Source organism: Arthrobacter sp. CAN_A1, from assembly GCF_015751665.1.
In the GTDB taxonomy this organism is placed as follows: Bacteria; Actinomycetota; Actinomycetes; order Actinomycetales; family Micrococcaceae; genus Arthrobacter_D.
The window spans coordinates 21,846-44,172 of the sequence record NZ_JADOUR010000009.1; the positions used below are offsets into that span (position 1 = coordinate 21,846).

Below are 22,327 nucleotides of genomic sequence, written 5' to 3' on the forward strand. Positions count from 1 at the left end.
AGAATACGCTAATAATCCGGTGTGAAATGCCTGTGCGAAAGTATGTGCCTCCCGGTGGCGGGGGCGGGGCGGGCAGCACAAAGGCTCAGGTATTCTGGTGGATGGAGAAAGGGGAGCACACCATGGAATTTTCGAACCGGGACGATTCTCCCGCTGTGGACTATTACGCCTGGCCACGGCCGGTGAATTCCCGGCTCCTCAGAATTGTGAAGGCCGTGCTCGGCGCCGCAATGGTTCTTGTCCTACTCACCCAGGTGGTGCCGGCGAGTCTTCTGGGCGGCCTTTCAAACCACTTCTTCACTATCCTGCTTCTGCTGTCCTGGGCTGGTCCTGCCCGGCGCATGATGCGCCGGTACACACCGGGCGGCCGCAACTCCCAGACCACTGACTAGCCGTAGGTCAGCTACACGGTGATGGCCAGTTTTCCCTTCACCGCCCGCTGCTCCAGCTGACGCATGGCCTCCGGCGCCTGAGCCAGGGGGTAAATCCGGTCTACCTGCGGCGTGAGTGTCCCTGCATCGATCAGGCCTGTGATCCGCTCGAGGTCGGCGCCACGCTCCCTGGCCACGAACATTCGGAAGTTCTGCCTGATGAACGGATTCAGCATCACCGCCCGCAAGGACCGGCCGACGCCGATCCAGTTTCCGCCCCCTTCACCACCGACCATGACAGCTGTTCCCCGGGGTGTGAGCGACCTGCGCAGTCGGGTCAGGGACGGATTGCCCCCGATGTCGAGGATCAGATCGTATTTCTGCTGACCTTGGGCGAAGTCTTCCGTGGTGTAGTCGATGACCCGGTCAGCCCCGAGGGAACTGACAAAGTCCACCTTCCCGGTGCTACAGACCGCAGTTGTTTCAGCCCCAAACGCCTTCGCCAGCTGGACGGCGAAACTACCCACTCCCCCTGAGGCCCCCGTGATGAGCACAGACTGCCCCGCCTGGACCCGCCCAACATCCTGTAAGCCCTGCAGCGCCGTAAGCGCGGAGACCGGGACCACTGCCGCGCTCTCAAACGTCGCGCGGGTCGGCTTGAGCGCTAGTTTATCCTCCTTGGCGACTGCGTACTCGGCGAACGAGCCGGCACCAATTCCGTACACTTCATCTCCTACTGTGAACCTTTTGACGCTAGCTCCCACGTGGGTGACAGTCCCAGCCACATCCAGGCCGGGCACTGGCTGACGTGGGGTGCGGAAGCCGAAGGCGGGGCGCAGCAAATAGGGTTTTCCGGTCATGATGTGCCACACTCCCCTGTCCAGGCCAGCGGCATGCACCCTGATCAGAACTTCGTCAGGTGCCGGTGTGGGCCGGGGTACCTTGCCAAGGGTCAGCACTGACTCCGTCCCGTATCCCCGCTGCACGATTGCCCGCATCAGCGTGCCCTTCGACGGGCTACTGCCTTGTTGCTCTTCCCTGATCGCCATGGCCTGCTCCATTCCGCTCGTGGATGGTACTTCCGGGGCAAACGCATTCCCCGTACAAAGTACGAAGATAGTATCGTACATAGTACGAATGTGCGATAGGTTTGATTGATGACTCTCGGCCCCTCATCGAATCCCGGATCGCGCACGCCTCTTAGCCGTGACCGGGTACTGCAGTGTGCACTGGATCTTGCCGATGATGCGGGAATCGCTGCGTTGACCATCCGGTCGCTGGCTCAGGCGTTGGGAACCAAACCGATGTCGCTCTACTACTATGTGGCAAACAAGGAGGAAATACTCGATGGCATTGTCGACCTGGTGTTCGAAGAGGTTGAGCTGCCGTCGTCGTCGGGCCCCTGGCGCCAGGTGATGCATCACCGGGCATCGTCGGTCCGCCGGACCCTGACCCGCCACCCCTGGTCCATTGGGCTCCTCGAGTCACGGTCCACCCCTGGCCTGGCCACGCTGCGGCACCACGAAGCGACGCTGGGCATTCTCCGTCGGGCAGGATTTTCAGTACAGTCGGCCGCGCACGCGTACTCACTCATCGACAGTTACATCTACGGCTTCGCGCTCCAGGAAGCGGCCCTCCCACTGAGCGGATCCGGGCAGATTGCCGACGTCGCGGCCCCGATGGTGGAACGCTTCGCCACGGGCGAGTTTCCCTACCTGCTGGAAATCGCCGCCGAACACGTCCTCAAACCCGGCTACAACTTCGGCGACGAATTTGACGTGGGGCTTGAGCTGATTTTGACGGCGCTCGAGGCATGGATCACCGACGTGCGTCCATGAGAGGATCACGGTGTGGCTAACCGACTGATGCTCCTCGACACCGCGTCCCTCTACTTCCGTGCGTTCTACGGGTTGCCCGACTCCCTCAAGGCTCCTGACGGCACTCCGGTGAATGCCGTCCGCGGGTTGCTCGACATGATCGCGCGGCTCGTGACTGACTACCAGCCGACCCACCTCGTCGCGTGCTGGGACGACGACTGGCGCCCGGCCTGGCGCGTCAACCTCATTCCGAGCTACAAGGCCCACCGGATGGTCAACGCGGTCGACGACGGCGTCGACGTCGAGGAGGTGCCGGAGGGACTGGTCGCGCAGGTGCCGATGATCAGGGAGATCCTTGCCGCCTATGGGATCACTGTGGTTGGAGCGGCAGAGCATGAGGCCGACGACGTGATCGGTAGTCTCGCCGCACAGGCGGACTGCCCGGTCGACATTGTGACCGGCGACCGCGATCTGTTCCAGCTTGTCGACGACGACCGGGACGTCCGCGTGATCTACACGGCCCGCGGCATGAGTCGGCTTGAGGTGCTCACCGACGCCACGGTGGTCAGTAAATACAAGGTGTTGCCCGGGCAGTATGCGGATTTCGCTGCGCTTCGCGGAGACTCGTCCGACGGGCTGCCGGGTGTAGCGGGGATCGGTGACAAGACAGCTGCCAGCCTGCTGCAGGAGTTTGTTGACCTGGACGGGATCATCGAGGCGGCGAACGACAGCGGCTCGTCGATGTCCGCGGCGATGCGGTCCAGGATTACCGGGGCCGCGGATTATCTTGCGGTGGCACCGACTGTCGTCAACGTCGTCCGCGACCTCGATCTCGGCGGAGTGGACGCCGCCATCAAACCCCTTGACCCCGGGCAGCTGGAGCGCGTTGAACAACTCGCCACAAACTGGGCTCTCGGTGGATCCACAGGGCGTGCGCTCAAGGCGCTGGGGAATAGCCCGACGGCTGACTGAGCGAGGGCCCGGCCGCTGCGTGCGGTCGTCACGCGGGAGTTGGTCCGCGAATCGGCGGGGCAGCTAACACTTCATTTTGGCTGGGACCGGCAATATGCTTCCGGCATGGCTATCGCACGCTATCCCAGTGTCGTCATCGACTGTCCCGACGCGGCGTCCCTCGCAACCTTCTATCGAGCACTGCTCGGGTGGACTGTGGATTCCACTGACGGGTGGGCGGACATCCGTCCCGACGACGGCAGTAACTGTATTTCCTTCCAGCAGGTGGACCACTACCAACCGCCGCGCTGGCCGGCCCAGGCCGGCCCAGGCCGGCCCGCAACAAATGCACTTTGACCTGATGGTCGAGGACCTCGACCAGGGCGAGGCGGTAGTGCTCGGTCTCGGCGGAACGAAGGCCGAGGTCCAGCCGGGAACAACCTTCCGCGTCTTCCTCGACCCGGCAAGCCACCCCTTCTGCCTGTGCGTCGAATGAGCAGGGCACCGCACCAGGGGGACTGGATCCATGAGTGAGCCTGCCCTGTCCCCCACCGGGCGCGACCCCCAAGGCTTCGTTGCCGCTGTGCCGCACCCCGTGCGTCGTCAGGATGCCGAGGTGCTCCTCAGCATGATGACCGAGGTCACCGGACAACCGGCAGCCATGTGGGGGCCCACCATCGTTGGTTTCGGGAGCTACCACTACCACTATGAGTCAGGCCGTGAAGGGGATGCTGCGGCAGTGGGCTTCTCCCCCCGCACTGCGAACCTAGTCCTTTACGGGCTCACCAACGGGCCGGCCTCCCAGGAGTTGCTGGGCCAACTCGGCAAACATAAACGTGGGGCCTCGTGCCTCTACGTCAATAAGTTGGCCGATATCGACCTGGTCATCCTGAGGCAGATGACCCTGGACGGCTATCAGCACACCACCCGGTTGTATAACAGTTAGCTCACGTAACCAAGTCGTGCTGTCAGTTCGCGCGTCGGGTCTGTAGTGTCCAAGTCATCCCGACCACCTCGTCCGAAAGCACACCAGTGAAGAAGTCCTCGCCCCTTCTTGCCCTCTCGATTAGCACCCTCCTCCTGACGGGATGCGTCTCCAACGCTGAGCCCTCCGCGGAGGTAACTGCTACAGCCTCCAGCGCCTCACCGTCGCCAACGTCGTCGCCAACGGCGTCACCGTCGTCCTCCGAAGCCCCATCCCCGACCGCCGAACCCTCTGACGAGGCGTCATCGGCCAGCGCAGAGCCGAGCCCCGAGACCTCCGAAGCGCCCGTCCCTGAGCCCACCGACGAGCCAACCGTGGTGGCAGAGCCAACCGAAGAACCCATCACCGAAACCTCCGAACCCCCCATCCCTGGACTATCCGGCAGCTATGACGATCTCGCGCTGGTCCCGGCCTGGGACGGTGTTTATGTGGTCCGCCACGTCGGAACTACCTGGAACGTCGTCGGGTCCGGCTATGTGCCGGGAGCAGAGATCCAGGTAAGTTTTGGCCCCGCCCAGACGGATTCCTCAGTGATTGGATACCCGGTGGTCTACGCGGATGCCAACGGCAACTACAGCTTCCAGATCAGCCTGGTCCCCGATCTGGCGCCGGGAAACTACACGGCGATGGCAGTTCCCCTCACCGGTCTGACCCCCGAGCAAACCGAAGCAGCCAAACGATTTGCACAGATTGAGGTTGTCTCTACCTGGGCGCCGTGACCGCCCGGGGAGAGACAACCCCCTACATCTACTGCTCCAGCTTGATCGCCTTGCGGAGGCTAAGCGCTCCCCCGCCCTGCATGACAGCCCTGCGGTAGATCTTCTCTCCGAGGTGCAGGAGCGCCACCGCCGCTGCCAGGGCAATGACAAGGGACAGCAGGGGCTCCCACACGGCGACCGGCGAGTTCAGGACCCGGATGGGCATCGCCACCGATGACACCACCGGCACATAGGAAGCGACGACCAGGAGCTGGCCCGAGGCAAACAAGCCAACAAACAAGGCTGCGAAAATGAGACCCATCACCGGGGTCGAATTGTTGGTCAGGTCCTCGGCCCTGCTGGCCAGGGAACCGAGGACTGCCCAGATTGCCGCAAGAATCAGAAAACCGGCCAGGAAGAAGACAAAGAACCATCCGGAGGCCGGAATGATGCTCCCGACCAGGTCCGCTGTATCGGTCAGATTGAGGGCGAGCAGCGCTGCTCCACCGTAGAGGGCAAGTTGGACCATGGCGAGAATGGTGTTGCCCAGCACCTTGCCGTACAACAACTGGCGGATCGGTATGGCAGTGGCGAGAATTTCGACCACCCGGTTCTGCTTCTCTTCGACCACCGAGTTGGCGATGGCCATGCCGAAGATGATGGACGCCATGTAGAACAGGAAGCTGAACGCGAATCCGGCGATGGTGGCAAGCAGTTGGTCCTCCTCACTGCCCTCAAGCAGCGACTGTTCCAAGTCCCCGCCGGACAGGAGTTCCTCGGCTGTCGTTCCTGCTGCCGCAGCATTCTGTCCGAGGACGTAGTCGTTCAGTGACTGCCCCAGCACCGCGCTGAGCCCGCCAGGAATCTCGGTCTTGCCGGTGAGCTGCCAGACGCCATTCGTGCCCTGCAGCAGGGCGGCGTCGGCTTCCTCCTCCCGGACCAGGCCCAGGGTACCGTCGTCGGAGTCCACGACGACGGCGGAGACGGTGAGGTTGCCGTCGTCGGCACGGCCCGCCTCATCGGCGAGCTCAACCACGGCGGCCCCCGCCTCGGACTGCACAGCCACGGTGAAGTCGTCACCGCGGTTCATCATGAAGGCGTTGAACACCACGCCTGCGACGATGAGCACCAGCGTGATGAAGGTGCTGATGGCGTAACTGCGGTCCTTGGCTTTGATCATCACCTCCCGCAGCGTCACGATCAGCCAGGGCGGCTGGGTGCCGCTGCCCTGCGGCGCGGGATGGGGCGATGCTGCGTTGCCCGCCCGGTCCTTGACCGGCGTTTCGGTGCTCATTGGGATACCTCCCGGTAGATTTCGCTCAGGCTTGGCCTGATCCGGCTGAATTCGTTGACGCTGCCGCGGGTCATGGCAGTGGCGAGGAGACGCTGCGCGGCGTCGTCGTCGTCCAGTTCCACCACCGCGTCCTGCCCGGCGACGTCGATGACGCGCACCCCGGGTTCTTCCCTGACCCATCCGGCGTCGGGGGCCACCGACAACCGGTGGCGGCGGGGCGCGGTGGCCCGGAGCTCGTCACCTGAGCCGGACGCGACGAGGCGCCCCTGCTGCAGGACCACCAGGTTGTCGCACAACCGGTCCACCAGATCCAGCTGGTGGCTCGAAAACAGTACAGGGACACCGTCGGCAATGCGGTCGCGGAGGAGCTCCACCATGGAGTCGACAGCCACGGGGTCCAGGCCGGAGAAGGGCTCATCGAGGATCAGGACCGATGGCCGGTGTAGGAGGGCTGCCGCGATCTGGACTCGTTGCTGGTTCCCGAGAGACAGCGACTCGAGCTTGTCCTTTCCGCGGCCGCCGAGCTGGAACCGGTCCAGCAGCCCCTGCGCCTGTGACCGTGCGTCGGAGGCTGTCATCCGGTGTAGCTGGCCGAGGTAGACCAACTGGTCGAGGATCGGTTGTTTGGGGTACAGCCCGCGCTCTTCGGGCATGTACCCGAAGGTTGACCTGTCGTCGGCCGTGATGGCGCGGCCGTCCACGAGTATCTCCCCACCGTGGGCAGAGAGCACACCCATGATCATCCGCATCGTGGTGGTCTTGCCCGCGCCGTTTGCTCCGACAAATCCCGTCATTTTTCCTGACGGGATGGTGAAGCTCACGTCGTCGACGGCGGTGTTGTCACCGAACCGCCGGGTGAGGTTCCTAACCTGCAGCATGTATGGCCTCCTGTGTGTTCCTGCAATCAACAGTAGGCACCCCCGCCGTCCAGCGGATGAGTCAAAAGGCTGAAACTGCTACTCCCCCGGACGGATGAGGCCGCTCTCGTAGGCGAACACCACTGCCTGCACCCGGTCCCGTACCTGGACCTTCGCCAGGAGGGAAGAGACGTGTGACTTCACTGTCGCTTCCGCCAGGAAGAACCTCGCAGCGAGTTCGGCGTTGCTCAGGCCGGTGGCCATGCTGGCAAGGATTTCCTTCTCGCGCTGGGTCAACGATTCAAGGCGTTGACCCAGCTCGCTGCCGGGCCGGGCGCCGGGCGCCGTCCGGCCCTCCGCGTCGAGTGACTTGGCGAAGCGTTCGATGACCCTGACGGTGACTTCCGGCGCGAGCAGTGCGTACCCGCCGGCGACTGCCTGCACCGCCGCAATGAGGTCATCGGGGTCGGCGTTCTTCAGGAGGAACCCGCTGGCGCCGCTGCGGATTGCGTCGAAGAGATAATCATCGCGTTCGAAGGTGGTCAGGATGATGACTTTTCCGCGGTGGGCTTTGGCGATCTGCTCGGTGGCCTGGATGCCGTCCAGCACGGGCATCTGGACGTCCATGAGGATCACGTCGACGTCGTGCTGGCCGATGAAGTCAACCGCCTCCTGGCCGTTGGTGACCTGACCCACCACCTCGATGTCATCCTCGATGGAGAGCATGGTCGCGAAGCCAGCGCGGACCAACGCCTGGTCGTCGGCAAGCAGAACGCGGATGGAGTCCATGGAGCTGTCCTTCTGGGTTAGTGAAGCAGGAACCGGGCGCGAACACGCCACCCGCCCTCGGACCGGGGCCCAATTTCGGCGGTGCCCCGGTGCAGCGCAACCCGTTCACGGATGCCCTGGAGGCCAAACCCGGAGCCGGACTCCGCGGTGGGCCGCGGCATCCCATTGTCCACCGTTTCCAGCTCCACCCAGCGCTGGTCTCCTGCGCGTCCGGTCCGGAGGGTCATCATGACGGATCCTGCAGTTGAGTGGCGCCGCACGTTGGTCAGGGATTCCTGGGCCGTCCGGAACAGGGATAGCGCCAGCGGAGCAGAGACACTGGCCAGCGCACCGGGCGCGTCTTCCACCCGGCTGAAATTCACGGGGAGGCCAAGGTCACGGTGTTGGCGTGCCAGGTCCTCGAGGTCGTCGAGTCCCGGTTCCGGACGCCGCCCGCCGTCGTCGGTGTCCCCAAGCTCGCTTGTCCCGGATCGGAGGACGCCGAGGAGATTCCGCATGTCGGTTACCGCCTGCCGGCTGGCTTGTTCGATGGTCCGCAGGGATTCCACTGCAACATCTGGCTTCCTGTCGATCACCCGGCGCGCGGCACCGGCCTGGACGCCGATGACCGAGACGTGGTGCGCGACGACGTCGTGCAGTTCCCGGGCGATGCGCAATCTTTCCTCGACCACCGCACGCCGCGCAAGCTCTCCGGCCTGGTGGGTGATCTGCTCCGCCTGCCCGGCCAGTTGGGTGCGCTGCAGCGCGTTACGCCACGAGGACATACCGGCGAGGATGGCGCCGCCGAAGTACGCGAAGTTCACCAAGAAGTTGTAGACCGCCACGGACGTCAACGGATCGAGGATTCCGCCGGTGAAGTCGGGGTTGTCCTCGGTCTGCGCGAGTACGCTGTCGAAAGTGTTGGCGACCGTCAGGGCCAGGATGAGCCACAGGGTCATCGCCGCTACCACGACGGCGATGCCGACCCACAGCATCCGCCGGTCTTTGGCCCACGCGATGGCCGAGTACAGGGAGGCGAAGTACGCCACCTGGTAGGACAGCTGAAGGGAAACCATGGGTGAGAGCAGGCTGAGCCCAATGAAGAGTGCCGACATCACCAGCATGACCATGACCGGGTATTTGCGGCGAAGTACCAGGGGAACGATCATCAGCGCCAGCACGCCGTGCTGGACCCACGCGGGGTGGCTGTCCTCCGCTACCATCCCGAAGCCCCGGGTCAGTTCCAGGGCGAAGGCGCTGACCAGCGCGAACAGAATGACACCGATGACATCCCTGCGGAGCTCGTCCCTGGTGGGGCCGGGCCGTTCCCAGTTGTTGTCACCGTTGTCGATTGTCTGGGATTTCAGGCGCGCGAGGAGGGTCACCGGTCCGGCTTTCGGGGAGCAGGGCGCGCGGAATCGATCATGAGTGCCAGTTTAGTCAGCGGGGGTGCCCTCCGGCTCCCCCGGGAGGCCTAGTCCGATCGGATGAATTCCCCCTTTGACTCAACCCAAGGGGTGTTGACTCGCTGCAACGGGTGGGGATCCTAGCCGAGGATCGGGGCCTGCCCCGCGTACCCGGTCGCCTGCTCGAAGCCGTAGGCGACCTGCAACAGCTCAACATCCCTGCCGTGGGCCATCGAGAGTTGCAGACCAACCGGCAGACCGCCCGGGCTGAAGCCAGCCGGCACCGAAACTGCAGGGATTCCCGTCGCGGAGATGAGGCACGCGGAGCGCATCCAGTCGAGATAGGTCTCGAACTGTACGCCCTCCACCGATGTGGGGTATCGCAGGGACGCGTCGAAGGGCAGCACCTGCGCTGTAGGACTGGCAAAGACGTCGAACCGTTGGAAAAAGTCATCCACCCTGCCTGCGAGCCTGGTCCTCGCGAGCGCAGCATCCACCAGATTCCGCCCCGTCAAAACCTTGCCCTGTTCAACGTTCCACTGCACTTCGGGTTTGATCACGTCGCCGTGATTTTCCAGCAACGCTCCGTAGGCGAGGAGGAAGTCGAACGCGCGGGTGGTGGCGAAGACCTCGTCGGCGTCGCGCAGGTCCGGCGCCGCCTCCTCGACCACTGCACCCAACTCAGCGAATACCCGCAGCTGGGATTCGAGGACCCTCAGCACTTCCTTCTCCACCGGAACGCCCAGGCCGAAGTCGGGCGACCAGGCGATCCGCAGACCGGTGAGATCCCGCTGCAGCGGGTCACTGAATCTCGCGCCGCCGAGCGGGAAGGGGTACGGGACCGCTGGGTGCGCGCCGGCGACGACGCCCATCCCCAACGCCACGTCCTCGACGTCGCGCGCCATTACCCCGGTGCGCCCCAGCCAGGCCCAGGCGTTGCGGGTCGGCGCCATCGGAAGAACACCGAGCGAGGGCCTGAACCCGACAATGTTGCAGAACGACGCCGGAATCCGCAGGGATCCGCCCATATCACTGCCGTCGCTGAGGGGCTGGATACGGGAGGCGATCGCCGCGGCCGCACCCCCGCTGCTTCCTCCGGCGCTCACGGTGGTGTCGTAGGGGTTGGTGGTGGTGCCGAAGACCTCATTGAACGTGTGGGATCCGGCGGCGAATTCGGGAACATTGGTCTTCCCGGTGGTCACCACTCCGGCCCTCTTGAGCCGGGCGATCACCAGGTCATCAAACGTGGGGACATGGTCCTTGAAAATGACCGATCCCTGGGTGGTCCGCAGCCCCTTGGTGTTATTGGTGTCCTTATGAGCCATCGGCAGTCCGTGCAGTGGTGGCAGGTCAGCACCGGATGCCGTCAGTGCGTCGGCGTCGGCCGCCAACTGCTGCGCCCCCTCCCGATCCTGGGTCACCACCGCATTGATCCGCCCATTGATGGCATCAATCCTGTCAAAATGTGCCGTCAATACCTCGCGGGCCGAGATGTCCCGACGCCGGATCGCAGCGGTCAGGGCCGTGGCCGAGAGGTCCATGAGGCAGCCGGTCATCGCGCCACTTTCGACAGGATGGCGGTCATGGCTGCTCGGACCCCGGTGGTGAGGGTGGGTTCCAGATCCGGGGCGAAGTACGGCGAGTGGTTACCCGGAAGGGGTGTGTCGGCGTCGAGCCGTTCCTGGGCGTAGGCACCAAACATCCAGTACACGGAGGGGACGCCGATCGCCGTCGCAAACAGACCGAAGTCCTCGCTGCCCATCACTGGGGGAACCTCGTTGACGGAGCCCTCGCCCAGCGTCAGGTGGAACTCCTTGATCAGCGCATCAGTGGTGTCGGGGTCGTTGTAGCACTGGGGGAAACTGGAGATCTCCTCGATGGCGGGGGCTGGTGCCCCGGATGCATCCGCTTCGGCTTTGATGATGCGGCGCAGCGAACCGAGCACCACTTCCCTCACCTCTGGGTCGAAGGTGCGGACGTTGACTGAGAACTCCGCGGTGTCGGGGATGATGTTTTCCTTCAACCCGGCGTGGAAGGTGCCGATGGTCACCACGGCCGACTTCATCGGGTGCACCTCGCGGGCCACGATCGTCTGGATCCGGACCACCATGTGCGCGCCAAGGACGATGGGGTCAATCGACTGGTCCGGCTGTGAGCCGTGCGCCTGGCGGCCCTGCACGGTGATCTTCCAGGAATCCGCCATGGCCATGGCCGTCCCCCGGCTGATGTTCACCGTCCCGGCCAGGCCCGGCCACACATGCTGACCGTAAATCACCTCGGGCTTCGGTGCCTTATCCCAGATGCCGTCCTCCACCATGGCCTTGGCTCCCGCAGCCGTTTCCTCACCGGGCTGGAAGATGAACACCACGGTGCCGGCCCAGGTTTCGGTACCCTCGGTGAGCAGCCGGGCCGCGGTCAGGGCTGCGGTGATGTGCGTGTCGTGGCCGCAGCCATGCATTACCGGCACGTCGGTGCCGTCAGCGAGTGTGCCCCGCGCCCGGCTGGCGAAGTCCAGCCCAGTGTCCTCCAGCATGGGTAGGCCATCGGTATCGGCGCGGAACCCGACCACCGGGCCTTCGCCGTTCCGCAGGACGCCGACCACGCCCGTCCCCCCGCAGAGGTATGCCTCGATCCCGAGGTCCGTCAGTGCCTTCAGGATGAAGTCGGCGGTTTCCGTCTCCTGCATGGATAGTTCGGGGTGGGAGTGAAGGTGTCGGTAGATCTCGTGCATGGCGGTGCGGTGGTCTGCGGACAGCTCAAGCGGGATGGTCTCGGTAGTCATGGGGTTCCTATCGTGGGAGAAGTGGCGGCACTGGATCAGGCTTCGGGTTGGTCCTGAGACACGGGGGTTGGGGCGGTTTTGGACCTGAGGAACCAGGCGAGGACGGCGGTCAGCAGGACCACGATACCGGTGGCGGGTTTGGCGAGGGCAGGGACGGCAGGTACCAGGACGAACAGGACGACGGCGGCGACCACGACGGCGATCACGGTGACCCGGGGCTGCCTCATGGTCACGATGAGCTGAACCAGGACGGCGCCGATGATGCTCGGAAAGATGTAGAGACGGGCGACGTCGACGATCCCGGTGGGAATGATGCTCACCAGCCAGGTACCAAGGACACCCACGAACAGCAGCATCGAGAACACGTGCACCATGGCTGCCCCGCAGATGGCCATCAGGGCCGAGAACTCTCCGCGCTTGGTCCCGGCTTTCGCCCCGATGCTGGCCTGGGCGACCAGGGCCGAGGGCAGCAGTTTGTTGGCAATGTTGCCGATCATGAACGCCTGGTACATGGCAGCCGGGCCAAGCACCGGGTAATAGGTGATGGGTTCGACAATCCAGAGGACGAAGAAAGCAGCGGCGACGGCGAAGAAGGCCGTCCAGATCATGCTCGGCGTGATGCCGAGGTCGGTGAAGAGGACCAGGTAGATCGGCGCGGCGAGGGACAGCAGCAACGCGAAGATCATGGTGATGCGTCCCCACCGGGACGTGGTGCGGTCAAACTGGTCGACGGCCGCGGTCTGTTCAGCAGTGGCAGTGAAAGTCATGGCGTGGTTCCTTTCGTTGAGGGGGTTGCTGCTCAGGCCGCTGCGGGGGCGAGGCCGGCGGTGTGGGCGACATAGGCGACGGCGAGGCCCACCAGGATCGCGATCCCGAGGCCCCACTCACGGAGCCATGGGGCAGACAGGGTTTTGGCGAGGAAGAGGCACCCGCCCATCACCAGGGCTGAGACGATCACGGTGATGATGTGAACCGGAGTTTTCCCCAGTTCGGCGATCCCGAGGCTGGCGAAGGCGCCGATCAGGGCGGCCGCCGGAACGATCGCCATCAGCGCAGGGTTGACGTGGCGGAGCTTGGAGTCGCCCCGCTTCAGCAGTGGGGTGAGCACCAGGGTGGCGATCATCCACATGGCACCCGACATGCTCATGGCCATGAACGCGACGACGAACACCGCCTGGGTGTAATCGGGCCCGCCCAGTGTTGCGCCCATGGTGGCGGCGGCGAGGGACGCCGACGCCGATTCTGTTGCCGCCGATCCCACCAGACCGATCCGGACCAGCACTGCCGGCGTGCCGAAGAGTGTGAGCAGGGCGACGCTGACCAGGACCACGGCGAGGGACGGGCCGATGGCGGCTACCGCTCCGGCACGGAAGGAGGTCTTCAGCTCGGCCTGGGAAATGCCCGCCGAGGGACCCGCTTTTTGCGCGGCCCGCATATAGATCACTGATTGAAGGATGATTGCACCGAAGACGCCGATGGCAAGGATCCAGAGAATCGGGATGTTGGCAATGGCGAGGATATCGGTGGATCCTCCGGGGATGACTGCGGTTTTCATGGCTGCTCCAGTGGGACTGAGTGTCGGGTCAGGGGTGCCTGGTCGAGGGCGATCAGGGTGTGGGCGAGGGCTGTCACACCGGTGGCTGCGTCGGTGAAGTCGGTCCACTCCTCCGGACAGTGGCTTTTGCCCCCGGCTGAGGGGATGAAGATCATTCCCATTGGCGCGAGAGTGGCCATGTGGACGGCGTCGTGGGTGGCCCCGCTGGGTACCGGCATCCACGGAATGCCGAGGGTGTCGGCAACCCGGGCGGCGGTGTCGTGAACACCGGGGTGGGTCTGCACCACCTCGTTGTCGGTCGACCAGGTGAAGTCGACGTCGACACCGTGGTGCCGCGCCTGGCCCAGGATCTCTTGGGCCAGGCGTCCCTTCACGCCAGAGAGCCACTCGGCGTCGACGCTGCGGACCTCGCTGGTCATCCTCACCAGCGATGGCACCACGTTGGGTGAACGGGACTCGGATTCGACCCGCGTGGTGGTGGCAACCCCGTGGGTGGGCGCTCCGCACCCTTCCCTGCGGACGGCGAGGACCGCTTCGGCCGCAGCGACCATCGCGTCCGCACGGTCGGTCATGGGGCGGGTTCCGGCGTGGTCGGGTGAGCCGGTAAAGACCGCGAGGAGCCGTTGGATGCCGGCGATGCCAGTGACAATGCCGAGGGGCAATCCCCGCTGTTCGAGAGTGGGTCCCTGTTCGATGTGCAGTTCAAGAAAGGCATGCAAAGCAGTGAAGCGGGCCCAAGCGGAGGAGAGGGTCGACGCCGGGTCGAGGCCGTAGTCCGAGTAGCTCCGCCCGAGGGTCACCCCGCGGTAATCGGTGCGGTCCAGATCCTCGACGGTGAGCTCGCCGGCCGCGGCGCGGCTGCCGAGGCAGCTCAGACCGTACGGGTTGGATTCTTCGCCGAAGAAGTCCACCACCAGGAGATCACGGGTCAGGGCGGTGTCGCTCTGGCGCAACTGCCGCACCGCGTCGATAGCGCCGAGTACGCCGACGATCCCGTCGAAGCGGCCCCCGCCGTCCACCGTGTCGGTGTGGGAGCCGGTGACCAGCGCAGGCGCGTTGGGGTTGGTTCCGGGTAGGCGCCCCACGATGTTGCCGGCCCGGTCGGTGTGAACTTCAAGCCCGGCCTCGGTCATCCGCTGAACAGTCCACTGCCGGGACTCGCGGTAGGCCTCGCTGAAGACGTCCCGGGTCCAGCCGGGGCGGGAGGCATCACGATAGTCGGCGATTTCCAGGATGCCGGTTTCCAGCCGTTCGGCTGTTTCGGCGGTGGGGCTCATGGTCAGCACGGTGACCTTTCGTCGTCGTAACACTGACGTTGTGCAAACGTTTGCATAACGTGGCAAAACACCATAACGGCCGTTTGCATATGATCTTCATCACACTACTCACCCAGCGTTTCGTCAAGGTTTCGGACGAATTAACTTCTTGACGAGGGGGATTCAGTGCAAACCATTGCACGCGGGTCGGGGTGGGGCCTTAGACTGCGCTAAAGGTGTGGAAAGACTGCGCAATGGTGTGGAAGGAGTACTGCGATCGCTGATCACCCGGGGTGGGAACGCCAGAAGCCCGTCACCCTGGCAACAGTGGCCAGGCACGCCCAGGTCCATGTATCCACCGTGTCGCGCGCCCTCAGCGAAGATCCTGCCGGAGTTGGCATCGAGACGGTGCGGCGGGTCCGCGAGCTCGCCGCGATGCTCGGGTACCACCGGGATGTCGGAGCGGCGGGCCTGCGCACCGGAAGCTCACGGCTCATTGGGGTCCTCGTTCCCCGGCTGACCGACCTGGTGCTGGCCACCATCTACGAGAGCATCGACGCCGCGGCCGGCACCGCCGGCTACACCACCGTGGTGTCGAACACCCTCGACGACCCGCTGCGACGCCGGGCCCGGCTCGACGCGCTGCTGTCCCGCCGGTTGGACGGGGTCATCATCGGCGATTCCCATGTCGGAGACACCGCTGCGTTCGAACTACAGCAGCGCGGAGTCCCCTACGTCCTGGTGATGCGCAAACTTGAGGGTCACCTGTCGGTGACCACCGACGATCACCTGGGTGGACGCCTCGCCGCAGAGCATCTACTGGCCCTGGGACACACCCGCGTGGGGGTGATCGCCGGCGACCTCCTGGCCAGCACCGGGCTGCAACGGAGTCAGGGTTTCCGGACCGCCTTCGACGCGGCCGGCTACCCGGTCGAGGACCACTACGTGGTGAACTCCGGCTTCGGCGCCCTGGCGGGACGGATGGCCGGCGACCAACTGATGCACTTCCCCACCCCGCCGACGGCCATCTTCGCCGTCGACGACCTGACCGCCGTCGGCGCCATGGGTGCCATCCGCGCTGCGGGCAAGCGGCTCCGGGAGGACGTGGCGATGATCGGGTACAACGACGTCGACCTCGCCGCCAACCTGCCCGTTCCCCTCACCTCGGTCCGTTCGGCCCTCAGCGACATGGGCCGACTCAGCTTCGAGGCACTGCAGCGGCGGATCAACGGTGAGGAAGCCGAGTCGGTGCTCCTCAAACCGGTACTGATTCCCCGGGCCACGACCGTGGAACGCTGGGAGTAGGGCCCGGCGGGAACTGCTGTCAGGTGCCGGCCCTTGAGCGACTTGTCCCTGAAGCTCCAAAAACTGGTCCAGAAGTCCATAGCAACTTCCTATCTGATCCGACGCGCCGTTCGGGGCGTCCCGTGCAGGATTAGCGTAGCGGCGCTACTGCGCCAGCGTCCGCGCCTTGATGAGCTCATATTCCTCGGCACTGATGGTTCCGGCGTCGAGCAGGGCGCGTGCTTTTGAGATCTCATCGCTCAGACTCGCCCCGGAAACCGACCGCATGTACTCGGCTTGAGCGTCCCGGCGCTCAGTGACCAGTTGATGCCCACGACCGTCCAGCCTGCTCCCCGGCCGTGCCGGGCCCGCCTACGGTAGGTTGAACCCTGAGCCCCCTTAAAGCAGACCCGCAAGGTGAGCGGACTACCGAAGAGCACGGTCTCAGCAATGTCTCCAGCGCCAGGAACCCATTCACCCACCGGTTTCACAGCCCTGAGGGGTTGGCTGCGGAGAACCAGGCCTTTCCCTTATGCGAGGGAGGTGGCCAGCACCGCCATGGCCCTCTTTTATCTGGTGGGCGGCATGTCAATGATGCTGGTCCTGATTTTCCCGCACCTCCGACGATGGACAACAACCTTCTGATCTTCCTGGGGACGCCACTCATCGTGATCGGAGTGACTGTCTACGCCTTGCGCCGGCGGTTCCCCCTTGCCGCCCTGCCGTGGATGTTGGCCGCCGGCGCGGTCCTCATCACCGTCCTGACCGTCACCGGAGGCAGCACTGCGGTCACCGTTTCCTTCAATTTCTTCTACCTGTGGGTAGTGATCTACGCCCTGCTGTTTCTCAATCCACCGGCGGCCGCGCTGCAGATTGGGTTCGCCGGAGCCGCCTACGGGGCTGCGGCACTGCTGCTCAGCCGACAGACCGAACAACAACTGACCGCGTTCGAGCCAATCACCCTCATCGCTGTCATTTCCACCACCAGTGGTGTGGTCATGTGGCTCTCTCAGGCTCGGGAGCACAGCGAAATTGACCCGTTGACGCTGTTGATCAACCGCCGCGGGCTGGACCGGATCCTCCACGCGGCCCTGAGGGAAGACGATCTCTCAACCGGACCTGTCGTCGCCGGGCTGATCGACGTCGACCATTTCAAACAGGTGAACGATCTTCAGGGCCACGCTGCAGGGGACCAGCTTTCGGAGAACCTCGCCAGCGGCTGGTCGGCGGTCCTACGATCGGGTGACACGCTGGGCAGAATCGGCGGCGACGAGTTTGTGGTCCTCCTGCCGGCATGCTCCCCCGCCGAAGCCGCCCTTCACCTATCGGTCACCTGTTCGGTTGGAGCTGCCCTGTCGGAGCCGGGAGACAGCGCGTCGATGCTGCTCGGCCGGGCGGATACAGCCCTGTACCGGGCGAAGAATATGGGGCGCGACCGGGTGGTGTGGGCGGTTGCCTGAGATGATCGGGTAAAAAGAAATCCGCTGAACCACCTGAGGTTTTCAGTTGGTCCAGCGGATCAGTGGTGGAGCTAAGGGGATTCGAACCCCTGACCCCCTGCATGCCATGCAGGTGCGCTACCAGCTGCGCCATAGCCCCAATTCCTTGGTGCCACCCCGCCGAACCGGCCGGAGCAACTTGTTTAGTTTAGTCAAAAATCCGCCCCCTGCAAAATCGGCCGGATCCAGACGCCGCCAAAGCCGTCACTAGCCCTCCAACGGGGTTGACGGCATCGAGGCCAGACCCACATTGTGTTCGATCAGCTGCCACCTCGTGGGTAAGCCCGCGCCGCCGTCCAACTCTTCAAGAACCGACCAATGGCAGTTGGAAACACCGGACAGCGAAGACCAGAGGTGAGGGGGTAATCCCATCAGCGCCGCCAGTCCGGCACGGATCGCGCCGCCATGGCTCGCCACGACCAGAGTCTCGCCCACTGCAAGGCCGGCGGCGGCGTCGAGCGTGCCCTTCGCCATTCGTTGACCGACGTCCACCCGGCTCTCAGCCCCGCCGGCACGCACCTCGGGGTCACCACCGCGCCAGGCTTCCTGGTCAGCGGGAAACCGCGCAGCGATGTCGGCGAAGGCCAGGCCCTGCCACTCCCCCGCATTGGTTTCACGCACCCGGGCATCCAGGTGCACCGACAGCCCCGTCAGCGAGGCCAGCTCATTGGCCGTGTCGGCTGCACGAGCCAGGTCCGAAGAGATCAGCCGCGCCGGGGCGAGGTGCGCCAGTTCGGCGGCAGCCTCCCGTGCCTGCTGCCGTCCCACCTCATCGAGTGGAATGTCCTCCTGGCCCTGAAACAGGCCACGCGCATTCCACTCCGTCCGCCCGTGCCGCCAAAAGATGATCCTTCGGACGCCGGCTGAGTCAGCGGCGCCAAACCTCACTCGGCAGCGGAAGCAGCGTCGCCCGGTGCAGCTGGGGTGGTTTCGAGCTGCAGGTCAATGACCGGGCAATCACCCCAGAGACGTTCGAGTGCGTAGAAGACACGGTCTTCCTCGTGCTGGACGTGAATGACCACATCGAGGTAATCCAGCAGGACCCACCGGCCCTCACTGCGTCCTTCACGCCGCACGGGCTTCAGCCCCTGCTTGGACAGCTCTTCCTCGATGCCGTCGACAATCGAATTGACCTGCCGTTCGCTGGATGCCGAAGCAACCAGAAAGACGTCGGTTATTGCCAGCCGTTCGCTGACATCAATAGCAACAATGTCCTGACCGATCTTCTCCGACGCTGCATGCGCAGCCGACCGGGCAATCGCGATGGACGTTTCGTTAGCGCTCACTTATCTCCTTGTGTGTGGTCAGTCATGATGTTCAATTGAAGACACCGGCAATCATCATGATTCCGGTGATCAGCGCCAAAGCGCCCAGACTGACAATGGAATATTGCATTAGCTGCAGGCGCTTGACCCGCGCCAGCCCCGCCGTCATGGCATCGAGTGGTTCAAGCCCATGCGCTGTCCGCGCACCGATAGGAACTGCCGCCCCTGATACAGCATGGGGGATCGGCTCGGCCGGGTGAGCCGACACAGGGCCCGCCGGCGCAGGGCCGACCGACGCACCAGCCGACGGTGACGCCTTCGGTGCCGTCGGGGGAACACCCGGAACGCGGATGAACTCCTTCGGCGAAACAATCGAGAGATTGTGCGCGGTGGTGGGATCGTTGGGGTTCGGTTTACGCTGCTCGTTGGCCTGCGAGAGCTGCTGCATCTTCTGCGCACGGCTATTGAGCACTGAGGCACGCTCGGCCAACGCCTTCTGCTGCGCCAGGATCTCGAGGTCGACGGTGAACGGATCATCCTGCCGGGCAGCAGCCATCTCGGCGACCTGCTCCTGCGCCTCACCGACAATGGCCTGCCGGGCGGCCAGCGCCTGCTCAACGCTCATCTTGTCGACAGTGGGTGCGGCCTGCGGATCGACCGCTGCGGCTGCCTGCCCGGTCGGTTCGGTGGAGAGCCCGCCGGTGTCGAGGGCCGGCTCGTCTGACCGGCGACGGCGGTCCCGCCTGCCGCCCTCACGCACGGGTCCCAGCCCTGCGACCGGGCGGTCGACCTCGAGTGCAGGCTTGGCATCCGGGGTGCGCGGCAGCGTCGGGTGGCTTCGCGTTGCGGTGCTGACCTGCTGGGTGCGACGTTGCCTGCGTGACGGCTCAACCGCCGGCTCGGAGGTGGAGCGTTGTTCAGCCAGGGCACGGTACGCCCGCAATGCTTCACGGTCCCTGGCCCTGGTCTGGGAAAGCCGTTCGCCAGGGTGGGTGGACTGGGCGTCCACCGGTGCGTCAGCGGCGCGGCGGCTGCGCCGTTCCGCTGGCGGGTGTCCTTCGGCGGGCTGACCGGTTGGCACCTGTCCCGAGGTTACCGGATCACCGGACTGGTGCTTGTACGGTTCTTCCTCAGCAGTCGTCCCGCGGGTATGCCGAAGAGACTTCCGGCTGTGTGCGGATTCGTTGCTGTTACTCATTGCTTTCTCACCCAGTAGTAGATTTCATGTCGTTGTGTACACCACGCTGGCCGTCTGGCGTAGTGGCTGTGGCCGCGTCCCGGTACAACCCGTGCTTGGCGATGTATTGCACCACACCGTCGGGCACCAGGTACCAGACAGGATCCCCGAGGGCCACCCGGCGCCGGCAGTCCGTCGAGGAGATAGCCATCGCCGGCACCTCCAGCAGGCTCACGTCCCGGCCTCCCCCGTCGAGTTCGTGGCCCGGTCGAGTGACTCCGATGAAGTGGGCCAGAGACCACAGCTCATCGACATTCTTCCAGGACAGGATCTGGGCCATCGCGTCCGCACCGGTAATGAAAAACAGTTCAGCTTCAGGCCGTGCCGCCTTGAGATCGCGCAGCGTGTCAATCGTGTAGGTGGGACCGGGCCGATCAATATCCACCCTGCTGACGGTGAAGCTTGGGTTCGATGCCGTTGCGACCACCGTCATCAGGTACCGGTGCTCGGCGGCGCTCACCTCCCGCTCCGCTTTCTGCCAAGGCTGCCCGGTGGGGACAAACACCACCTCATCAAGGTTGAACACCGCGGCAACTTCACTCGCCGCCACCAGGTGACCGTGGTGGATCGGGTCGAAAGTTCCACCCATGACGCCTAAACGCCACGGGCTCCCGTCCGGGTGTGTTCTGTCAGCTGGATTCACGTCGTGTAACTTAGGTCCTTCCCCCTTACCGCGTTTAGCGGTGTGAGGATTCGCCGTGGTCGTGCTTGTTGGGGTGCTGCTTGTGCGGATCGGCATGCTCCTCAACGGCTTCGTGGCGGTTACCGAGGCTGGAGAAGGCAAGAGTCACGAACATCAGGGCCACCAGGGCGCCCATGATGATGACCCCGTAGAGCACTGGGTCCATCGGCAGTTCGACGACCGTGTGTTCCCCGCCAGTCTCGCTCGCTACGAGGGTGGCAGTGAGCAGCTGAGAAAGCATAAATTCTCCCCTTGAGATTTGAGGTGCTGGTTAGCCGGTCAACACCAACCGGCGGATAGGTTCCCTACCATGTTACGCGCTTCGCGGCATCGCCTTAGGACCGGACCTGGCCGTCACCCTGCAGGATCCATTTGGTGGTGGTCAGCTCGCGCAGGCCCATGGGACCGCGGGCATGCATTTTCTGCGTAGAGATCCCCACCTCGGCCCCCAGACCCAGCTCGGCGCCGTCAGTGAATCGGGTCGAGGCATTGACGATCACTGCCGCCGAGTCAATGTTCGCGATGAACCGCTCAGCATTCCCCAGATCATTGGTGATGATGGCTTCGGTGTGCCCCGACGTCCACTGCCGGATGTGGTCGAGGGCCTGGTCCAGGGAATCAACAGTGGCGACCGCAAGGTCGAGGTCCATGTATTCGCGGGCCCAGTCATCATCGGTGGCAAGGTCAGCCCCGACGCCGTCGGGCAGGGCGTCCAAGGTCCGCTGGTCGGCGTGGAGCCGCACCCCGGCGCCGGCCAGGGCCCTGAGCACGTCACCAGTGGCGCTGGCGTCGCGGTGCAGCAGGAGCGTTTCCACGGTGTTGCAGACACTGGGTCGCTGGGTCTTGGCGTTGAGCAGAATGTCGACGGCCATCGCCGGGTCAGCGCTGTGATCGACAAAAATGTGCACGTTGCCCTCGCCGGTTTCAATCACCGGTACGGAGGACCGGGTGACGACCGTCTGGATCAGGTCCCGGCCGCCGCGGGGAATGAGAACGTCAACCCGGCCGCGCGCCGTCATCAACACGTTGGCGCCCTCCCGTCCGTACTGGTCCACGCTCTGCACAGCATCGGCGGGAAGACCCGACCGGACCAGGGAGTCCCGGATCAGGTCCACCAGTGCCGAGTTGGTGTGGGCTGCGGCGCTTCCGCCGCGCAGGATCACGGCGTTGCCGCTCTTCAGCGCCAGGCCGGCAATATCGACGGTCACGTTGGGCCGCGCCTCATAGATGGCAGCTACGACGCCCAGCGGCACGTGGACCTGGCGCATCCGGACCCCGTTGGGCAGGGTCTGCCCCCGCTCCAGCGAGCCGACTGGATCGGGGAGCCCGGCAAGGTTCTGCAGTGCTTCGGCGAGCCCGGCGATCCGGTCCCCAGTGAGGCTCAGCCGGTCCAGTAACGCCTTCGACGTGCCGTTGGCCAGTCCGGCCTCAACATCGAGGGCGTTGGCCGCGAGGACCGCCGCGGTGTTGGCCACCAGGTCCTCGCCGATGGCGAGCAGCGCACGGTCTTTGGATGCCCGGTTGGCTGCGGCCACCAGCCGAGCCGCTGCGCGTGAGCGGTCGGCGATGGCGTGGACAGCGGCTGTTACATCGGTCTGCTGTTCGGTCAGTGATGTCATG

General features: G+C 64.7%; 25 protein-coding genes, 1 tRNA gene and 1 pseudogene. 9 read left to right on the plus strand and 18 right to left on the minus strand.

Going from position 1 to position 22,327, the window contains the following annotated elements:
- The first annotated feature begins 122 nt into the window (after positions 1-122).
- Entirely contained in the window at positions 123-392 is a 270-nt protein-coding gene (locus tag IWX62_RS11245) for a hypothetical protein (protein ID WP_196841513.1), read from the plus strand.
- A gap of 11 nt (positions 393-403) precedes the next feature.
- On the opposite strand, the gene IWX62_RS11250 is transcribed toward IWX62_RS11245, so the two are convergent.
- Positions 404-1,420 carry an NAD(P)-dependent alcohol dehydrogenase gene (locus IWX62_RS11250; RefSeq protein ID WP_333483378.1) on the minus strand — a complete coding sequence of 339 codons (1,017 nt, stop codon included), beginning with the start codon at positions 1,418-1,420 and terminating at the stop codon, positions 404-406.
- Between the two features lie 108 nt (positions 1,421-1,528).
- Here IWX62_RS11250 and IWX62_RS11255 point away from each other — a divergent pair, with 108 nt between their 5' ends.
- The 6 genes and pseudogenes from IWX62_RS11255 to IWX62_RS11275 all read left to right on the plus strand — a co-directional run bounded on the left by IWX62_RS11255 (position 1,529) and on the right by IWX62_RS11275 (position 4,843).
- Positions 1,529-2,209 carry a TetR/AcrR family transcriptional regulator gene (locus IWX62_RS11255; protein ID WP_196841514.1) on the plus strand — a complete coding sequence of 227 codons (681 nt, stop codon included), beginning with the start codon at positions 1,529-1,531 and terminating at the stop codon, positions 2,207-2,209.
- Between the two features lie 12 nt (positions 2,210-2,221).
- Positions 2,222-3,160, plus strand: a complete 939-nt coding sequence (locus IWX62_RS11260) for a 5'-3' exonuclease (protein ID WP_333483379.1) — start codon at positions 2,222-2,224, stop codon at positions 3,158-3,160.
- Positions 3,161-3,265: 105 nt separating this feature from the next.
- A pseudogene (locus IWX62_RS16295) lies at positions 3,266-3,382 on the plus strand (VOC family protein); the annotation flags it as partial.
- On the plus strand, positions 3,366-3,635 hold the full coding sequence (locus IWX62_RS11265) for a VOC family protein (protein ID WP_333483384.1): 270 nt from the start codon (positions 3,366-3,368) through the stop codon (positions 3,633-3,635). The pseudogene IWX62_RS16295 and the gene IWX62_RS11265, both read left to right, overlap by 17 nt.
- Positions 3,636-3,665: 30 nt before the next feature.
- Complete coding sequence (locus IWX62_RS11270) at positions 3,666-4,085, plus strand: DUF1801 domain-containing protein (protein WP_196841515.1); 420 nt, start codon at positions 3,666-3,668, stop codon at positions 4,083-4,085.
- 86 nt (positions 4,086-4,171) lie between these two features.
- Complete coding sequence (locus tag IWX62_RS11275; protein WP_196841516.1) at positions 4,172-4,843, plus strand: hypothetical protein; 672 nt, start codon at positions 4,172-4,174, stop codon at positions 4,841-4,843.
- 28 nt (positions 4,844-4,871) lie between these two features.
- Here the strand turns inward: IWX62_RS11275 and IWX62_RS11280 are convergent, their stop codons facing one another.
- The 9 genes from IWX62_RS11280 to IWX62_RS11320 form a co-directional block, all read right to left on the minus strand.
- Positions 4,872-6,116, minus strand: a complete 1,245-nt coding sequence (locus tag IWX62_RS11280) for an ABC transporter permease (RefSeq protein WP_196841517.1) — start codon at positions 6,114-6,116, stop codon at positions 4,872-4,874.
- On the minus strand, positions 6,113-6,994 hold the full coding sequence (locus IWX62_RS11285; protein WP_196841518.1) for an ABC transporter ATP-binding protein: 882 nt from the start codon (positions 6,992-6,994) through the stop codon (positions 6,113-6,115). The genes IWX62_RS11280 and IWX62_RS11285 overlap by 4 nt, the downstream gene beginning before the upstream one ends.
- A gap of 78 nt (positions 6,995-7,072) precedes the next feature.
- Positions 7,073-7,762 (minus strand): response regulator, encoded by a 690-nt coding sequence (locus IWX62_RS11290; protein ID WP_196841519.1) that lies wholly within the window; start codon positions 7,760-7,762, stop codon positions 7,073-7,075.
- A 17-nt stretch (positions 7,763-7,779) separates the two neighbouring features.
- Complete coding sequence (locus IWX62_RS11295; protein ID WP_196841520.1) at positions 7,780-9,126, minus strand: sensor histidine kinase; 1,347 nt, start codon at positions 9,124-9,126, stop codon at positions 7,780-7,782.
- A gap of 161 nt (positions 9,127-9,287) precedes the next feature.
- Positions 9,288-10,703 carry an amidase gene (locus IWX62_RS11300; RefSeq protein WP_196841521.1) on the minus strand — a complete coding sequence of 472 codons (1,416 nt, stop codon included), beginning with the start codon at positions 10,701-10,703 and terminating at the stop codon, positions 9,288-9,290.
- Positions 10,700-11,929 (minus strand): amidohydrolase, encoded by a 1,230-nt coding sequence (locus IWX62_RS11305; protein WP_196841522.1) that lies wholly within the window; start codon positions 11,927-11,929, stop codon positions 10,700-10,702. The genes IWX62_RS11300 and IWX62_RS11305 overlap by 4 nt, the downstream gene beginning before the upstream one ends.
- 35 nt (positions 11,930-11,964) lie before the next feature.
- A complete protein-coding gene (locus tag IWX62_RS11310) occupies positions 11,965-12,696 on the minus strand; it encodes a hypothetical protein (protein WP_196841523.1) in 732 nt (243 codons plus the stop codon).
- 32 nt (positions 12,697-12,728) lie between these two features.
- On the minus strand, positions 12,729-13,484 hold the full coding sequence (locus IWX62_RS11315) for a DUF5058 family protein (protein ID WP_196841524.1): 756 nt from the start codon (positions 13,482-13,484) through the stop codon (positions 12,729-12,731).
- Positions 13,481-14,761: a M20 family metallo-hydrolase gene (locus IWX62_RS11320; protein WP_196841525.1), complete on the minus strand. Its 1,281-nt coding sequence runs from the start codon at positions 14,759-14,761 to the stop codon at positions 13,481-13,483. The genes IWX62_RS11315 and IWX62_RS11320 overlap by 4 nt, the downstream gene beginning before the upstream one ends.
- Positions 14,762-15,067: 306 nt before the next feature.
- Between IWX62_RS11320 and IWX62_RS11325 the strand changes: the two genes are divergently transcribed.
- Positions 15,068-16,045, plus strand: coding sequence for a LacI family DNA-binding transcriptional regulator (locus IWX62_RS11325; RefSeq protein WP_196841526.1), 978 nt, complete (start codon positions 15,068-15,070; stop codon positions 16,043-16,045).
- Between the two features lie 144 nt (positions 16,046-16,189).
- On the opposite strand, the gene IWX62_RS11330 is transcribed toward IWX62_RS11325, so the two are convergent.
- Positions 16,190-16,312, minus strand: a complete 123-nt coding sequence (locus IWX62_RS11330) for an SHOCT domain-containing protein (RefSeq protein WP_196841527.1) — start codon at positions 16,310-16,312, stop codon at positions 16,190-16,192.
- Positions 16,313-16,650: 338 nt separating this feature from the next.
- On the opposite strand from IWX62_RS11330, the gene IWX62_RS11335 reads away from it, so the two are divergent.
- On the plus strand, positions 16,651-17,484 hold the full coding sequence (locus tag IWX62_RS11335; RefSeq protein WP_196841528.1) for a GGDEF domain-containing protein: 834 nt from the start codon (positions 16,651-16,653) through the stop codon (positions 17,482-17,484).
- Positions 17,485-17,547: 63 nt separating this feature from the next.
- Here the strand turns inward: IWX62_RS11335 and IWX62_RS11340 are convergent.
- The 7 genes from IWX62_RS11340 to IWX62_RS11370 form a co-directional block, all read right to left on the minus strand.
- A tRNA-Ala gene (locus IWX62_RS11340) sits at positions 17,548-17,623 on the minus strand.
- Positions 17,624-17,730: 107 nt separating this feature from the next.
- Positions 17,731-18,411, minus strand: a complete 681-nt coding sequence (locus IWX62_RS11345) for a histidine phosphatase family protein (protein ID WP_196841529.1) — start codon at positions 18,409-18,411, stop codon at positions 17,731-17,733.
- The gene (rsfS, locus tag IWX62_RS11350) at positions 18,408-18,809 is read right to left on the minus strand and encodes a ribosome silencing factor (protein WP_196841530.1); all 402 of its coding nucleotides are present in this window, start codon (positions 18,807-18,809) and stop codon (positions 18,408-18,410) included. Before rsfS ends, IWX62_RS11345 begins: the two co-directional genes overlap by 4 nt.
- A gap of 31 nt (positions 18,810-18,840) precedes the next feature.
- Entirely contained in the window at positions 18,841-19,986 is a 1,146-nt protein-coding gene (locus tag IWX62_RS11355; protein ID WP_196841531.1) for a hypothetical protein, read from the minus strand.
- A gap of 7 nt (positions 19,987-19,993) precedes the next feature.
- Positions 19,994-20,764: a nicotinate-nucleotide adenylyltransferase gene (nadD, locus tag IWX62_RS11360; RefSeq protein WP_442859256.1), complete on the minus strand. Its 771-nt coding sequence runs from the start codon at positions 20,762-20,764 to the stop codon at positions 19,994-19,996.
- Positions 20,703-20,948 carry a hypothetical protein gene (locus tag IWX62_RS11365; RefSeq protein ID WP_196841533.1) on the minus strand — a complete coding sequence of 82 codons (246 nt, stop codon included), beginning with the start codon at positions 20,946-20,948 and terminating at the stop codon, positions 20,703-20,705. Before IWX62_RS11365 ends, nadD begins: the two co-directional genes overlap by 62 nt.
- 94 nt (positions 20,949-21,042) lie before the next feature.
- On the minus strand, positions 21,043-22,326 hold the full coding sequence (locus tag IWX62_RS11370) for a glutamate-5-semialdehyde dehydrogenase (protein ID WP_196841534.1): 1,284 nt from the start codon (positions 22,324-22,326) through the stop codon (positions 21,043-21,045).
- Position 22,327: the final 1 nt, after the last annotated feature.